At 43.2% G+C, this 14,944-nt stretch carries 15 protein-coding genes; 8 read left to right on the top strand and 7 right to left on the bottom strand.

Annotated features, from left to right (window positions below):
- Positions 1-5 precede the first annotated feature (5 nt).
- A complete protein-coding gene (locus ACLI09_RS08275) occupies positions 6-1,595 on the top strand; it encodes an MDR family MFS transporter (protein ID WP_411419135.1) in 1,590 nt (529 codons plus the stop codon).
- A 128-nt stretch (positions 1,596-1,723) separates the two neighbouring features.
- Complete coding sequence (locus tag ACLI09_RS08270) at positions 1,724-2,014, top strand: DUF3861 domain-containing protein (protein ID WP_411419134.1); 291 nt, start codon at positions 1,724-1,726, stop codon at positions 2,012-2,014.
- Positions 2,015-2,078: 64 nt separating this feature from the next.
- Here the strand turns inward: ACLI09_RS08270 and ACLI09_RS08265 are convergent, their stop codons facing one another.
- Both ACLI09_RS08265 and yaaA read right to left on the bottom strand, forming a co-directional pair.
- Positions 2,079-2,984: a hypothetical protein gene (locus tag ACLI09_RS08265; RefSeq protein ID WP_411419133.1), complete on the bottom strand. Its 906-nt coding sequence runs from the start codon at positions 2,982-2,984 to the stop codon at positions 2,079-2,081.
- Between the two features lie 13 nt (positions 2,985-2,997).
- Positions 2,998-3,756 (bottom strand): peroxide stress protein YaaA, encoded by a 759-nt coding sequence (yaaA, locus tag ACLI09_RS08260; RefSeq protein WP_411419132.1) that lies wholly within the window; start codon positions 3,754-3,756, stop codon positions 2,998-3,000.
- 306 nt (positions 3,757-4,062) lie between these two features.
- Here yaaA and ACLI09_RS08255 point away from each other — a divergent pair, with 306 nt between their 5' ends.
- From ACLI09_RS08255 to ACLI09_RS08240, 4 genes are all read left to right on the top strand, one after another.
- On the top strand, positions 4,063-4,527 hold the full coding sequence (locus tag ACLI09_RS08255) for a response regulator transcription factor (protein WP_411419131.1): 465 nt from the start codon (positions 4,063-4,065) through the stop codon (positions 4,525-4,527).
- Between the two features lie 104 nt (positions 4,528-4,631).
- A complete protein-coding gene (locus ACLI09_RS08250) occupies positions 4,632-5,174 on the top strand; it encodes a DUF4199 domain-containing protein (RefSeq protein WP_411419130.1) in 543 nt (180 codons plus the stop codon).
- A gap of 32 nt (positions 5,175-5,206) precedes the next feature.
- Positions 5,207-5,554 (top strand): VOC family protein, encoded by a 348-nt coding sequence (locus tag ACLI09_RS08245; protein ID WP_411419129.1) that lies wholly within the window; start codon positions 5,207-5,209, stop codon positions 5,552-5,554.
- Between the two features lie 96 nt (positions 5,555-5,650).
- Positions 5,651-6,238: a Crp/Fnr family transcriptional regulator gene (locus tag ACLI09_RS08240; protein ID WP_411419128.1), complete on the top strand. Its 588-nt coding sequence runs from the start codon at positions 5,651-5,653 to the stop codon at positions 6,236-6,238.
- Positions 6,239-6,252: 14 nt separating this feature from the next.
- Here ACLI09_RS08240 and ACLI09_RS08235 read toward each other — a convergent pair whose 3' ends face one another.
- From ACLI09_RS08235 to ACLI09_RS08215, 5 genes are all read right to left on the bottom strand, one after another.
- Complete coding sequence (locus ACLI09_RS08235) at positions 6,253-6,576, bottom strand: 2TM domain-containing protein (RefSeq protein ID WP_411419127.1); 324 nt, start codon at positions 6,574-6,576, stop codon at positions 6,253-6,255.
- A 51-nt stretch (positions 6,577-6,627) separates the two neighbouring features.
- On the bottom strand, positions 6,628-6,939 hold the full coding sequence (locus ACLI09_RS08230) for a 2TM domain-containing protein (protein WP_411419126.1): 312 nt from the start codon (positions 6,937-6,939) through the stop codon (positions 6,628-6,630).
- Positions 6,929-7,249: a 2TM domain-containing protein gene (locus ACLI09_RS08225; protein WP_411419125.1), complete on the bottom strand. Its 321-nt coding sequence runs from the start codon at positions 7,247-7,249 to the stop codon at positions 6,929-6,931. The genes ACLI09_RS08230 and ACLI09_RS08225 overlap by 11 nt, the downstream gene beginning before the upstream one ends.
- A gap of 64 nt (positions 7,250-7,313) precedes the next feature.
- The gene (locus tag ACLI09_RS08220; protein WP_411419124.1) at positions 7,314-8,663 is read right to left on the bottom strand and encodes a 2TM domain-containing protein; all 1,350 of its coding nucleotides are present in this window, start codon (positions 8,661-8,663) and stop codon (positions 7,314-7,316) included.
- Positions 8,664-8,729: 66 nt separating this feature from the next.
- Complete coding sequence (locus ACLI09_RS08215) at positions 8,730-9,353, bottom strand: hypothetical protein (RefSeq protein WP_411419123.1); 624 nt, start codon at positions 9,351-9,353, stop codon at positions 8,730-8,732.
- A 473-nt stretch (positions 9,354-9,826) separates the two neighbouring features.
- Here ACLI09_RS08215 and ACLI09_RS08210 point away from each other — a divergent pair, with 473 nt between their 5' ends.
- On the top strand, positions 9,827-10,813 hold the full coding sequence (locus ACLI09_RS08210) for a hypothetical protein (RefSeq protein WP_411419122.1): 987 nt from the start codon (positions 9,827-9,829) through the stop codon (positions 10,811-10,813).
- 1,085 nt (positions 10,814-11,898) lie between these two features.
- On the top strand, positions 11,899-14,874 hold the full coding sequence (locus tag ACLI09_RS08205) for an ice-binding family protein (protein ID WP_411419121.1): 2,976 nt from the start codon (positions 11,899-11,901) through the stop codon (positions 14,872-14,874).
- Positions 14,875-14,944 lie beyond the last annotated feature (70 nt).

Below are 14,944 nucleotides of genomic sequence, written 5' to 3'. Positions count from 1 at the left end.
ACAACATGGCAGGAGCATCTCCGATAAGTGACGACCTGGTAGAATACGGTTACAGGCGGGTTATTATAACCATAACAGCGGTACTTTGTGCCCTGCTTGAAATTGTAGACACTACCATTGTAAACGTTGCGCTTAATAATATGAGGGGCAGCCTGGGCGCTACCCTTACTGATGTGGCCTGGGTAATTACAGCCTATGCCATTGCTAACGTAATTGTAATACCCATGACGAGCTGGCTTTCGCAGCAGTTTGGCCGCCGAAACTATTTTGCCGCATCCATCATCCTGTTTACCGTTACCTCTTTTTTGTGTGGTAATGCCACAAACATCTGGGAACTGGTGGCCTTCCGCTTTCTCCAGGGTATGGGCGGTGGCGCGCTGCTGGTAACAGCACAAACCATTATTACCGAAAGCTACCCCGTAGCAAAACGCGGCATGGCTCAGGCCATTTATGGTATGGGCGTTATTGTAGGGCCTACTTTAGGCCCGCCCCTGGGAGGCTGGATTGTAGACAACTGGAGCTGGCCTTTTATATTTTACATTAACGTGCCGCTGGGCATAATAGCCACAATGCTCACCATTGTGTATGTAAAAAGCCCTAAATACGGCGAAAAACTAAGCGCTGACAAGGTAGACTGGTGGGGCATGCTGTTCCTTATTGCGTTTATTGGTTCGTTACAGTTTGTACTGGAGCACGGCCAGCAGGACGACTGGTTTGAAGACCCTCTTATTATAGGGCTTAGTGTACTGAGCGCTTTTGGCCTGTTAGCCTTTATCTGGCGCGAAAGTGTGTACGACCACCCAATAGTAAACCTAAAGGTACTAAAAGACAGTAACCTGCGCATAGGTACCATTATGTCGTTTATTATGGGGTTTGGCTTGTTTGGATCTACTTTTATTATACCGCTGTATACCCAGTCTATTTTAGGATGGACGGCTACTGATGCAGGGCTTTTACTAATACCCAGCTCCTTAACCACTGCCTTTATGATGCCGTTTGTAGGCCAGATGATACAGCGTGGCCTGAAGAAAACCTATATGGTTGCGGCCGGCTTTAGCATCTTTGTGGGTTTTACCCTGTGGATGTATGCCGTAATGACACCCGATACCGGCGTAGAGCATTTCTTTAAGCCGCTCATACTTCGCGGTATTGGCTTAGGGCTGCTGTTTGTACCCATAACCACCATGTCGCTTAGTACGCTTAAAGGCAAGAGCATAGGCGAAGGCGCTGCCTTTACCGGGATGCTAAGGCAGCTGGGCGGTTCATTTGGTATAGCCATTATCAGTACGTTTTTAACACGCTTTACCCAGGCGCACCGCGTAACGCTGGTAAGCCATGAGCAGGTAACCGACTATGCCGTACAGCAACGTTTAAACCAGATACAGCAAGGTTTTATGGCCCAGGGCTTTCCCGCTAACGAAGCATTGCAAAAAGCTTATGCGGCGCTACAGGGGGGCGTAATGAAACAGGCCACCGTGCTGGCGTATATGGATATATTCATGTACCTGGGCATATTGTTCGCCATTTGCATACCTTTTATACTGCTTATAAAAGAGGGCAAAACGAAGATAGACGTGGCCGACGCGATGCATTAACAAGCTAACAGCTATTATCTGACAGCTTTTTTAAAAACAACATCCACTTTATATATATAACCGGAAAACCTGCCGAAACATACATACCGCAGGTTTTCTTTTTTTCATCATCAAAAAAATCAAAAAAATTGAATAAAAATTACAATCATTACAAGATTACCCTGGAGCACATCCACAGCCCTAAAAGCGAAGACCTGCACCGGCGTGTAGAAGTGGTTTTTGACAACCACGACAACCTGTTTAATACAATAGATATGTTGCAGGACAAAGACCTGTTTAACGATATGGGCCAAAGCACAGAGTTTGCCATAGGCCTTAAAATGTTTGGCGAGGTGCTGCTAAAAAATAAGGATAATGCCTTGTTTGAGGAGTTTTTCCCTGCGTTTAAAGACTTTATGAAGAAACTTAAGGGTAACTAAGAATTTTCAATTACGAATTACGAATTGAGCAGGATGGATAAGCCTTGAAATTCGTAATTCGTAATTATTTTACAATTCCTTCTTTCCGGCAATACTGCTGCATTACTTCTGCCAGCTTATTTTGCCCTTTGGCCTCCATATGAATTATATCGCGATAATCTGATATAACAAAACCGCAATCAAGCCCGTTTACAATCGGAATATTATTTTGGTTACACCAGGTGATAATTTCCTTTGCATCATCAGTATTATAGTGCTTCCTAACCTCTATTCTTACCGGGTGCAAATAAACAATTAATGGTATACCGGCTTTTTGGGCAATTTTTTTTAACTCAGAAAAGCCGGGATTAAAAATACTCCCCTTATGCTTTATGGGCTGGGTTACGTTTTCCTCCTTAAAAGTTCCCTTAAATAAACGCAAAATTACATAACGGTTTATCAGTTCGCCCCAGGCCAATACCGATTGTTTTTCAGGATAGGATGACAATACCCCTACTACCGGCTTAAAGTTCATAGTGTCGTATGCATCATGCCCGCTAACTACAAGTATAATGGCTTTTGCGCCAAAGGTACCTTGTTTTTTAAGGTAAGCCGCGCAATTATCAGGGGCCCAGCTTCCGGCCGATACATTGAGCATTTGTACCCCGGTACGGGCTGTAAACAGCGTAGTGGCCAGGCTGTCCTGGTCGATGGGAGAACCACCATATAATACTGAATCACCCAACCCCAGGATTTTTTCCTTACCGGGATCGGGTTCATCGCTACGCTGCGAAAACGAGTTGATATGGTAGTGCTTCCCAAAACGGGTACCGTCCTGGTTAGGGGCGGCAATGTATTCATAATCAGGGCTAGCTACATACAGGGTTGCATTGCAAAAACCAAAGCACCAGCGTAGCACCAGCTCAGTAATTATAAAAAAGGAAATTATAATAAACAGCAGGCGTTTTCGCTTTTTAGTGAGTAAAGGCATGTACTTTGGTTGATTAACGTGTAAAAACTAATGTATTCCCCTTGCTCAGTTTTGCATCAAACGCATAGCCCTCATAATTAAAGCCTTTAAGCCCCTTAAGCGTTTTTACGTTGTGGTCTATAATGTAGCGCACCATCATGCCGCGTGCTTTCTTAGCGAAGAAGCTTACCATGCGCAGCTTGTCATCTTTGTAGTCTTTAAACTCCGGGGTAATTACAGGTACTTTCAGAGCCTTTTCATCTACCGCGCCAAAGTACTCCTGGCTGGCAAGGTTTACAAAGAGTTCGCCGTCTTTAAGCTCTGCGTTAAGCGCATCGGTAACGGTTTGTTTCCAGAACTCATACAGGTTTTTGTTATCGCCTACGGGCAGGTGCGTACCCATTTCAAGGCGGTAGGGCTGTATCAGGTCAAGCGGTTTCAGCAAGCCATACAGCCCGCTAAGTATCCGTAACGTGTCCTGCAATTTGTTCACTTTCGCGGGAGGGATTGTATAAGCATCCAGCCCTATATATACATCGCCGTTAAAGGCATATATAGCGGGGCGGGCGTTTTTAGTAGTAAAGGGTGTGTTCCACTCCTGGTTGCGGGTCCAGTTGAGCTGCGCCAGGTTATCACTTATATCCATCAGGCTGCTCAACTGGGCGGGTGTTTTATCTTTAACGGCGGTATGCACCACTTCGGCTTCTTTTAAAAAAGCGGGCTGGGTATGCTTGCGCACCGGCAGTTTGGTTTCATAATCCAGCGATTTGGCCGGGGAAATAACTATTTTCATAAAATGTGTTTGTGTAACAAAGTTAGGGGGTAAAAGTTATCGGTGCAATATTCAGGGCAGGATTATTATAAGTGGATAAAATCCGGGATTTATACCACAGAGATTCGCAGAGGAGCACAGAGACACACAGCGTTTAAAATTTGAGGTTGCACTTGCGGCGCAAGAACACAGAGCCGTGCAGAAACAGTATCCATAACACTCTGTGTTCTCATACCTAAGGTATTGCCTATTTCTCTCTGTATATCTCTGTGCTCCTCTGAGAATCTCTGTGTAACAAGCTTTCAAAATATTTATACCTTTGCTTTAATGCAAAAGGCATTCTCAAAATATAAATCGGTTATTTTATACGGCGCTAGCCTGGCTGCCCTGCTGTTCCTTATGCGGCGGCTGGAGTACCGCTATCTTATTATCAGCAACGCACAGGAAGTGTATACGGCATTCATCGCAGTTATATTTATGGGGCTTGGCGTGTGGCTAACGCTGAAACTGGCTAAACCAAAAAAAGAAACCGTAATTGTGGAAAAGGAAGTGTTTGTAGCCAATGCACCATCGCCCGATTTAGACGCGGCGGCGGCACACAGCCTGAGCAAGCGCGAAACCGAGGTGCTGGCGCTGATGGGCAAAGGCATGAGCAACGCCGAGATTGCCGACACGCTTTTTGTGTCGCTCAGTACGGTAAAAACGCATTCAGGCAATATTTATGAAAAACTCGGCGTAAAAAGGCGTACACAGGCGGTAGAAAAAGCCAAACAGCTGGCTATCATAGATTAAGACATAACCATACTAAAGTACTACGATTAAAAATCATACTTTGGTATGAGGGAAGTGTGTGGGAAAGTTGCCAAATTTGCCCCATCAACATAAAACAAAAACAGATGAGCACACTTACAAAAAGTATAATCATTCACGGCCTCATAGGAGGCGCGGTAAGCCTTACGGGATTTCTTTTAATGGGTTGTACCGAAGATGCCTGGGGCATGGTGGCAGGCTTTGCCTCTATGATATTAGCCTTTTCTCTGATATTTGTGGCTGTTAAAAACTACCGCGACAAGCAGAACGGAGGTGTTATATCCTTTGGTAAGGCCCTGCAAATTGGCTTGCTTATTACACTTGTTACGGCTACAGTATATGTAGTGGTATGGCTTATAGACTATGCATACTTTAATCCGGATTTCCTGGAAAAATATACGGCCTCGACCCTAAAGGCGATGGCAAATGAAGGCGCCACCGCCACGCAGATAAAGGCAAAGGCTACAGAAATGAAAGAGTTCAGGGCGCAGTATGATGGCAATGTATTTTACAGGGCAGGTATTACCTATACCGAGATTGTGCCCGTTGGCATTATAATATCGATTATTGCGGCACTGATACTCAAGAAAAAAAGAAATGAACAACAGGGAGAGCTGGCTACTTCCTAAACAATAACTTTAAACCAAACAATAAACTAATTATGGCAAAAGTAACGGGATTTGGCGGATTATTTTTCCGCTCTAAAGACAACAAGGCGCTGGCAGAATGGTACAAAAAACACCTGGGCATTAATGGTATGGAATGGGCACAGGAAGCCGGGCCTACGGTATTTGCCCCCTTTAAGGAAGATACAACCTACTTTGGCAATGACAGCCAGCAGTTTATGATGAACTTCCGCGTGGAGGGGATCGATGAGCTAATCGAACAGCTAAAAGCAGACGGCGTAAAGGTAGACGACAACCGCATGGAAGAATCATACGGTAAATTTGCCTGGATATATGACCCTGAAGGGAATAAGATAGAGCTTTGGGAACCGGCGGGGGAGTAGTTTTTTTATTTTTACCACACCCTCGGGTGTGGTAAAATGTAAAAGTATCCTGTTCCCAAAAATCTAATTTGTTATTTTTGTAAGAAACATTACATTATGAACCCATACGCCCAGATAAACCGAAGTATAAGCCGATATGTAGATTTTACTGACGAGGAGCTTGAAATACTCAACTCGCTGCTGGAGTTTAAAACCGTGCCTAAAAAGACCATAATGCTGCACGAAGGCGACATGTGCAACTTTGAGGCGTTTGTGGTAAAAGGCTGTGTGCGTAAGTATTACATTGACCCTAATGGTTTTGAGGTGATACTTCAGTTTGCTATTGAAGATGGCTGGGTGGGCGATATATCGTTCAGCGTGTTTGAGCAGGCGCCCAGTAAATTATTTGTAGAAACGCTGGAAGACTGCGAGTTCCTGATGTTTAACCCCGAAAGCAAAGAAGAGCTTTTTCGCCGTGCGCCCCGTTTTGAAAGGGCGTTCCGCATACTGATGCAGCGCCACCTGTGGGTTACCCAAAACAGGCTCATAAATACCATAAGCAAAACCGCCCTTGATAAATATGTGGAGTTCCTGGACCAGTACCCCACCCTGCCGCAGCGTGTTGCCCAGCATTATATAGCATCATATTTAGGCATTTCTGCTGAGTTTTTAAGCAAAACCAGAGCTAAACTGGCGCGGATATAATCACCGCCAGCCCCCTACTCCCATTTGGTATTGCCCTCGCCCGGGTTCTTATCCATATACTCTTTTATTTTACGCTCTTCCCAGCCCGAGCCTAAAAATACGTCGGTGCCAAAAACCCCAAACCCGTGAAAGAACAACCCTAAGCCCCACCACAGCGCAGTACTGAATGTACCCCAAGCAAAGAAAGGTTCGCCCGGCTCAAGGTTTACCGCTTTTATAATAAGTAATACTGCGTTAACAATAACATAGGCCGTAAGGTGCTTGTAAAAACCTCTTATCGATTTTACCTTTTTACGTGCCCGTTCCAGTTTTAGCTGGTCGCTGATTGAATTTTCCATAATACTGTATTTTAAATAGTTAATATAATTATTGTTGATTTTGACTGATGATTAAACTCCTTTATCTTCTTCCTGTTTTATAAACTTTTCCAGCAGGCTGCGCTCTTTAGCTTCGGGAAAAATAAACCGGTAGCCTATAACACCCGCCCAGTGGCCTATAACGCCCAATCCTGCGTAAACGAGCGTTACAAAAATCGAGATTTTCCAGAACGTCTCGGGCAATCCAAACCCGTGCAGCGAACCCAGGTAAATGCATGTGTTTACAGTGACATAGATAATACAGTGTACATAGAAGCCCTTAAGGTGTTCTATCTTTTCATAGGCTTCACTTACTTTGTCAACCTTTTCATTGTTAGTCTCCATACTGCTTGTGGTTTTTAAATGTGGAACTGTTTTCTTCTTTTTGCACAAACTCCCGCAGCTTGCGGTCTTCCCAGTCGGAGCCCAGGAAAGGCACTACGTTAAAGGCGCTCAGCCCGTGAAATAACACACCTGTGCCCCACCCTACCATAGAGAACCAAAACCACTGGAACTCCGGCGAAAATTTTAAATTTACAAATATAAGTATTGGTATAACAATACAGTAGCACAACAGGTTATAATAAAAACCCTTTATTTCCTTTACTTTCTTTTTTGCCCTTTTGTAGGCTTCTCTCTCGTTATAATGTTCCATGATTTCTTTGCTTTAGTTGTTGCCAGGTGCACTTTGACTGCAAACTGCGACTGAACACTGATTACTACTTCCACTTATTATTCTTCTCCCGCTCCATAAGTTCTTTTATTTTGCGTTCTTCCCAGTTATTGCCCAGGAAAGGCATGTAGTTAAACACGCTCATACCGTGCAGCACCACACCCAGTCCCCAGCCAAACGCCGGGTACAAAAACCACCAGTGCTCGGGAGTTGTAGCGAGGTTTAAAATTGCAAGCCCTGCAATAACAATAACATACGAAAATAAATTGCCGTAAAAACCCTTTATTTCATCTACTTTTTTCTGTGCTTTGTAGTAGCGTGTTTCGTCCTCTGTATATATCGGTTCCATAATGGTTACTTGTTTTGTTAACATGGGTAATTTTACTGTAAAAAATTGCTCCGTAGGCGCTATAACTACCTTACGGTTAGTGATTATTGCATAGCGGCTGATGATGTTTTGCAACCCCACACCCCGCCGGTCCTGTAGTACCTCCTTCTTCTGGAAATCGTTTTGAACCACGAGGTAACCGTCTTCTTCAAATATCCTGATTTTCAGCGGCCTTTGCTGGCTTACCACGTTATGTTTTACCGTGTTTTCCAGCAGCAGCTGTAGTGAGAGCGGTACCACAAGTGCCTCAGGATTAGATACTTTTTCAGGCACTTCATAAAAAACTGAATTTTCAAAGCGCATCTTGAGCAGGTTCATATAGGTCTTGGCAAAGGCCAGTTCTTCTTCTACGCTTACCAGCTCTTTGTCCTTCTGTTCCAGCACATAACGGTACACTTTGCTCAGCGACGTAGTAAAACGCTGGGCGCTATCGGGGTTCTCCTCAATCAGCGAACTCAGCACGTTAAGGCTGTTAAACAAAAAGTGCGGATCTATCTGGTTCTTAAGGGTTTCAAACTTAGCCGAAGCCGTTCCCGCTATAATCTTTTGCTGCTTAACCCGGTTTTCCTGGTACTTTTTATAGAAATGGAACAGGTGCAGCGAAAAAGTAATAATCAGCGTGATAATCATGGCAACATAATAGTTGCTAATACGCTCTTCTTCAATAAACTGCGTAAACGTTTCGCCTTCCATGGCCACATCTTCAAAAACGCGCAGCAGGAATACAATAAGCAGCGATACTAAGAACGAACTTAAAAATCCGGCTATCAACCGTTTAGCCGACATGCGCACACCCTTAAAAATGTGGTCCATCAGCATGAAAACCAGCATATTACCCATATGAAGCAGTATGGTGTAGAGCATTACATACAGGAACTGGCGTATAAGGTCGTCGTTCCAGCCCAGTGGCCTGCCGCCTGCTAACGCAATGATATACAGCACCATAAAGATTACCAACCCAAGCCCTACGGCCCTGAAAAATTCTTTTAATACATTTGGTTTTTTCATATACTTTTACGGCTTACTGCCAATAACCTACTGATTTACTGCACACTGACCACTGCCAACTGATTACTATTTCTTACATTCAGCCACCATTTGCTCGGCGCGGTCCAGGCCCCATTTTGGGCTGTATGGCGTTTCCGGCTTAAAGTTAGCAAAAAGCGTCAAAGAACGTTCTGCCTGGGCGCAAATTGGCTTGGTATCTGAGCCAAAATACTTCGCCGAACCCATGTCATATTCTGCTTTGCAAAACACAGCACGCGGATTATCAGGCGATAACGCGAGGGCTTTTGCATATTGCTCGTTAACTTTAGCGCCATATTTCATGCCGTTTGTCATGGGGTCATATACAATCCAGGCGGTATAAATCATGGCCTGCATTACATACAGTTCGGCGTTGTTTGGCGAAATCATAACTGCATTATCCTGAGCGGTTTGCGCTTTGGTAAGCAGTGCCGTTATCTTCTCTTTGTCTTTAGTCTTAAAAGCTTCGGTGGTGTTAACCAGTGCCACGTAATAACCTGGAAGCCAGTTGGTTTTCTCTACCGAGGCAATGCGCTCAAACAGTGCCGAAGCCTCTGCCGGCTTGTCTTCGCCCCACAGGCCAAAGGCTTTGTTCATACCCGTTTCATACTGGTTCTGAGCACTTAAGAAGCCGCAGATGAATAAAAATGCTGTTGTAATAATGCGTATCATACTTTTAAATTTTAAAGGTTTGTTGTTCTATTTTGATAGCACAAAGTTGCGCACAAAATCACGCCTTTGAAAAAACGAATTACCCAACTGTAGAATTTTAGGGATGAATTGTGGAGAAAATAATTCTTGAATTATTTTTCTTACAATATATGGGTATATCTTTCACATTTTGCTTTACAATTCCACAAATTTGCTTCACATATGCCAAAAGTAAAAGCATTGATTTTCAGCAATTAAAAATCTCGTCTTACACAATAGTCCACTTTTTGTGTGGAAGATGTTCTTTAACGAGCAGCGCATACGCAATTTTTGGATGGGTTGTACTGAAAGAATGGCTTCAGTACTCGGTGTGGGAATGGGTTGTAATTTTGTGGTCGGATAAAGCCATTATAGAAAATACCTATTAATGGGTATTGAAATCTAACGAAAATATAGCTAAATTTAACGATTAACCATATACTATATTATTTTTTATGAACAAACCCGAAAACGTAAAATTAGAGGTCTATAAGTTTAACTTAAATCCCGGGAGAAATTATGCAGGGAATATAACATTCAGAGATTTGTTTCTTAAAGTACTTTCAGTTCCAAACAACACATCAAATGAAAACTTATTTATAGCTTTTTTCCGGGCACTAGTTACAACTTTGGATACTGAATACAAACAAATTAAAAACAAAGCATTCACTTTAATCAATACCAATAACGAAACCAGTTTTAATTCAAATAATCAAACAATATTCGGAATATTAGATGGCGGGCCTTTAGGTGAAGGTAAAACAAGAAGAAAGCTTTCTGATAAAAATGATGAAAATGCACTTGACGGAAATGTTATTAATGATAAATACTTCTTTTATATACACATTCCCTTGAATTCTGATAGAGGATACATAATGTTTCAAGTTTATCAACAAGATAGCATAAGACACGAATTTTTCAATTATATCTTTAAAGGACTTTTCAAACATGACCCTGACTACAACATGCCAAATTTTGACCCTTATTTACCACAAAGCATAAAAGATGAATTTAAGCACGGAGCAAAAGTCAAAGAATTAAAATTTACAGAGAAGCTACTCTCTAGGGAAATTGACGAATCAGCAAGCTTTGTTTCTATAAACGAGGAATACAAAATAGAGGTAAAAATAACACCTGTAAGAAGTACTTTTGGGACACAGTTTTTAAATTCTCTTCTTACACCTTTTCTATCAAAAGAATTTAATAATAAAAAACTTGAAGATTTCGATGGCAAAAAAATTACCTTGAAGAATCGTCAGACTAAACGAGATGCAACTTTTGAACTAGATGGAACTGGTGATATTATGCCAAGAATATATCTGCATAATAGAATTTCAATTAGTCCATATGGAGTTCCTAACTTTGACGAATTGAAAGTTTTTTGCGACAATCTTTTATCAGAAATAGTAAATACTGAGCCCAGAGTTCAGGAAATCGAATGATACAAATATTCAAAATATATCGTAATGCCCAAAAATCACTTTACATAGACATAAATGGTAGAGTAAATAAACTATGTGTAAGTTATATCTGTGTCAACTTTTTTATACCATTAATAAGTCTAATTATAGTTTACTATAATAGAACAAAACTTTTTGAAGACCCAAAAATTATTGGGACGTTGTTATCTTTATTTTCTGGTTTAATGTTTGGTGTACTTATTAAAATACCTGATAAATTCAAAGATATTGAAACTAAAGAGTTTGACACAGAATTAGAATTATCGAAAAAATTGCAAATCAAGAATTACTTGAAGCTTTTTATGTTCTCATTATCTTACTCAATTTTGGTGGCATTATTGTCGATAGTATTTGTTGTATTGGGCTCTTTATATCCAAAATTGAACGATTTGGATTTGAGTTTATATATATTAGATTTTGAAAATATAGATTATCATGTTACTTTAACTGCACTATTGATCATAGTTTATCGATTTTTCCTGATTACATTCATTTTAAATTTTATTTTTTTCATTTTTAAAGCTGTATCCAATTTATATAATTTTATGCTATATGAATTTAATAAAATAAAATGACTCATAAATTTACAGAGATTTATCACACTGCCGCTAGCGTCCCGCTCAATTAACAATACGAGCAAGATGCTCGCACCAGTAGTCTCACTCCTGCGCTAAAAAATCCACTTCAGTCCGCGACTGTGCAGCATCCGCATCATCCGAGTTCCATAAAAACCACCCTACCCTGCGGGCACCCCTCAAGAGGGGAATAGCTTCACTCCTGCTTACATCCGCATCAATCAGCGACTGTCCAGTATCCGCCTCATCCGCATTCCAAAAAAAACATCAAACTCTCTCCACTCCAAACCTCAACATTTAAAAAATGCTTTCACTACAACGTTTTAGAAGTTAAATAGTAAATAAAATAGTTAAATTATAACAAAAAAATAGTTACAATTTAGCTTTATTGCCAATTTATTATATAGGTAATTGTTAATTGGGAATGTAATGGGAAACTTAAGCAGCACCTTTACCCCATGCAACACACCGTTGCAGTTAATTCATCTATATATGAAACGAACTTTATTGTTTATTTTAACCGGGATTGCAGTAGTGGCACTGCCTAATACCGGTTTTTCGCAGGCCCCTGCTTTGGGCACAACGGCAGAATTTGCACTTTTCTCTTCAAATGGCGCCATAAGCAATACCGGGCTGTCTCACCTGACCGGAAATGTGGGAACAAATAACGGATCGAGCACGGCCTTTGGCAATGTTAACGGCGTTATGAATGATAGTAATGGCGCAAGCGTAGCTGCTGCAACTGACTTACTTATAGCATACAACCAGCTTGATGCCGCCACGCCCACGCTTTTCCCCGCACCGCTTTTAGGTAACGGGCAATCGCTCAACGCCGGTATTTACTCCGTTGCCGGAAGTGCCACCTTAGACGGTACTCTTACCCTAAACGCACAGGGAAACGCTAACGCCGTTTTTATCATACAAATTGAAGGCGCTTTTTCAAGCAGCGCGGCATCGCAGGTGGTGCTTAGCAATAACGCCCAGGCGTGTAATGTATTCTGGAAGGTTGAAGGCCTTGTAAGCCTGGCTACGGGCACTTCGATAAAAGGTACCATTATAGCTAATAACGCGGCTATTGTACTGGGTTCGGGCGTAGAGCTTGAAGGCAGGGCCTTATCTACCACAGGCGCTATTACGGTTAACGAAGTGTTAGTATATACTCCTGTAGGCTGTGGTAGCCCGTTGCTTACCGGCCCGGCTGCCCCGGCGCTGGGCACAGTAGCCTGCTATACCCTATTTTCGGCCACAGGCCAGGTGTCTAACACCGGCGTATCGTATGTAACAGGCGATATAGGTACTAACGGAGGCTTAACCACCGGCTACGACGATTTAAATGTAACAGGCACCATCCACTCTACTGCCGATACCTCTACCGCCGAAGCCGCTGCCGACCTGGGCGAACTGTACACAGCCCTTAACACGCTGCCTTTTGACATTCAGTTATTATATCCGGCACAGCTGGGTAATGATTTGGTTTTAACCCCGCACACTTATTTGCTGAATGCAGAAACCGTGCTTACCAATAACCTTATCCTGGATGCCCAGGACAACGCCAATGGCATTTTTGTAATCCAGATAAATGGCGCACTTACCACAAGTACCTATGCAAAAATCCTGCTGGTAAACGGGGCACAGGCAAAAAATGTGTTCTGGAAAGTAACCGGGGCGGTAAACATAAACGATTATTCTGAATTTAAGGGTACGCTTGTAAACGCCGGCGCGCTGATACTTAATACAGGTACAATACTTTCAGGCAGGGCGCTAACCATAAACGGTTCGCTAACCACCATGTCGGTAAACGCCGTAATGACCCCGGGCTGTGGCACGGTAGAACCTCCCTGCACAGCACCTGTGGCACCGTCGGTTACGGCACAGAACTTTTGCCAGTCGGGCACGGTTGCACAATTAATCGCCACCGGAACTACGGGAGCTACCTTTAACTGGTATGCTACACCCACTTCGGCTACCGCGCTAAGCGGCACAACGGCACTCGCCAGCGGCACCTATTATGTAACACAAACGGTAGATACCTGCGAAAGCATACGTGTGGGCGTTACCGTTACCATTAACGCTGTTCCTTCAATACCTACCGCAGATACGACCCAGTCGTTTTGTGCTGGTGCTACCGTAGCCGATTTATCAGCTACTGCTTCGGGAGGCGCGACAGTAAACTGGTCGTTAACCAGCAATGGTGCAACGCTTAGTAATTCAGCCGTACTTGTTGCAGTTAACTACTACGCTACCCAAACCCTTGGTACATGCGAAAGTAATTCCCTAACAGTAGCTGTTACTATTAACGCTGTTCCTTCAATACCTACAGCAGATACGACCCAGTCGTTTTGTGCGGGCGCTACCGTAGCCGATTTATCTGCTACTGCTTCAGGCGGCGCTACAGTAAACTGGTCGTTAACCAGCAATGGCGCGACGCTAAGTAATTCAGCCGTACTTGTTGCGGGTAACTATTATGCTACGCAAACCCTTGGTACCTGCGAAAGTAATGCCATAACTGTAGCCGTTACCATTAACGCTACACCGGCGATACCTACAGCAGACACGACCCAGTCGTTTTGTGCGGGCGCTACCGTAGCCGATTTATCTGCTACTGCTTCAGGAGGCGCGACTGTAAACTGGTCGTTAACCTCTAACGGTTCAACGCTTAGTAATTCAGCTGTACTTGTTGCGGGTAACTACTACGCTACGCAAACCCTTGGTACCTGCGAAAGCAATGCCCTAACCGTAGCCGTTACCATTAACGCTACCCCTGCAATACCTACAGCAGATACGACCCAGTCGTTTTGTGCGGGCGCTACCGTAGCCGATTTATCTGCTACTGCTTCAGGCGGTGCTACAATCAACTGGTCGTTAACCAGCAATGGTACAACGCTTAGTAATTCAGCCGTACTTGTTGCGGGTAACTATTACGCTACCCAAACCCTTGGTACATGCGAAAGCAATTCGCTAACCGTGGCCGTTACCATTAATGCTGTTCCTGCAATGCCTATAGGCGACGCCACACAGGACTTTACTGAAGGTGAAACCGTTGCAGACTTAACCCTGTCAAATACTACCGGAATTAGCTGGTATGTAATGGTTGACGATGAGCTGGTTAGCGTTCCTGTTACTACGGTATTAGTTGATGGCGAAACCTATTATGCTACCCAAACCATGAACGGTTGCGAAAGCGATTACTTTGAAGTAACTGCTACACAAGTACTGGCTACCGATACGTTTAGCTTAAACAACGTGAGGGTGTACCCTAACCCTGTGGCCGCGGTACTTACCGTAACTTCAGCTGAAGGGATAGCCGGTGTGGCTGTTTTTAACCTGATGGGGCAAAAAGTACTTGACCAGAACACTACAGGTACCGAAGTTAAAGTTAACGTAGAAATGCTTGCCGCGGGTACTTACCTGCTGCAAATAACCACCCTAACCGGCAGGCACACTGCCACCAGGGTAATTAAGCAATAATAAAACAGTTTTTATAATGAGGACTCCTGCCAATTGGCGGGAGTTTTTTTTTGTGGAGAAATCTTTTATC

It is taken from the genome of Flavobacterium sp. RHBU_24, from assembly GCF_046613695.1.
Taxonomy (GTDB): Bacteria; Bacteroidota; Bacteroidia; order Flavobacteriales; family Flavobacteriaceae; genus Flavobacterium.
The sequence above is the reverse complement of the archived record's forward strand: the minus strand, read 5'-3'. Positions and strand labels throughout refer to the sequence as shown.

What these genes read in the sequence shown, in the direction of transcription:
- ACLI09_RS08275 (WP_411419135.1), top strand. Translation starts at nt 6, where the DNA reads ATGGCAGGAGCATCTCCGATAAGTGACGACCTGGTAGAATACGGTTAC.
- ACLI09_RS08265 (WP_411419133.1), bottom strand. Translation starts at nt 2,984, where the DNA reads ATGCCTTTACTCACTAAAAAGCGAAAACGCCTGCTGTTTATTATAATT.
- yaaA (WP_411419132.1), bottom strand. Translation starts at nt 3,756, where the DNA reads ATGAAAATAGTTATTTCCCCGGCCAAATCGCTGGATTATGAAACCAAA.
- ACLI09_RS08255 (WP_411419131.1), top strand. Translation starts at nt 4,063, where the DNA reads ATGCAAAAGGCATTCTCAAAATATAAATCGGTTATTTTATACGGCGCT.
- ACLI09_RS08250 (WP_411419130.1), top strand. Translation starts at nt 4,632, where the DNA reads ATGAGCACACTTACAAAAAGTATAATCATTCACGGCCTCATAGGAGGC.
- ACLI09_RS08245 (WP_411419129.1), top strand. Translation starts at nt 5,207, where the DNA reads ATGGCAAAAGTAACGGGATTTGGCGGATTATTTTTCCGCTCTAAAGAC.
- ACLI09_RS08240 (WP_411419128.1), top strand. Translation starts at nt 5,651, where the DNA reads ATGAACCCATACGCCCAGATAAACCGAAGTATAAGCCGATATGTAGAT.
- ACLI09_RS08235 (WP_411419127.1), bottom strand. Translation starts at nt 6,576, where the DNA reads ATGGAAAATTCAATCAGCGACCAGCTAAAACTGGAACGGGCACGTAAA.
- ACLI09_RS08230 (WP_411419126.1), bottom strand. Translation starts at nt 6,939, where the DNA reads ATGGAGACTAACAATGAAAAGGTTGACAAAGTAAGTGAAGCCTATGAA.
- ACLI09_RS08225 (WP_411419125.1), bottom strand. Translation starts at nt 7,249, where the DNA reads ATGGAACATTATAACGAGAGAGAAGCCTACAAAAGGGCAAAAAAGAAA.
- ACLI09_RS08220 (WP_411419124.1), bottom strand. Translation starts at nt 8,663, where the DNA reads ATGAAAAAACCAAATGTATTAAAAGAATTTTTCAGGGCCGTAGGGCTT.
- ACLI09_RS08215 (WP_411419123.1), bottom strand. Translation starts at nt 9,353, where the DNA reads ATGATACGCATTATTACAACAGCATTTTTATTCATCTGCGGCTTCTTA.
- ACLI09_RS08210 (WP_411419122.1), top strand. Translation starts at nt 9,827, where the DNA reads ATGAACAAACCCGAAAACGTAAAATTAGAGGTCTATAAGTTTAACTTA.
- ACLI09_RS08205 (WP_411419121.1), top strand. Translation starts at nt 11,899, where the DNA reads ATGAAACGAACTTTATTGTTTATTTTAACCGGGATTGCAGTAGTGGCA.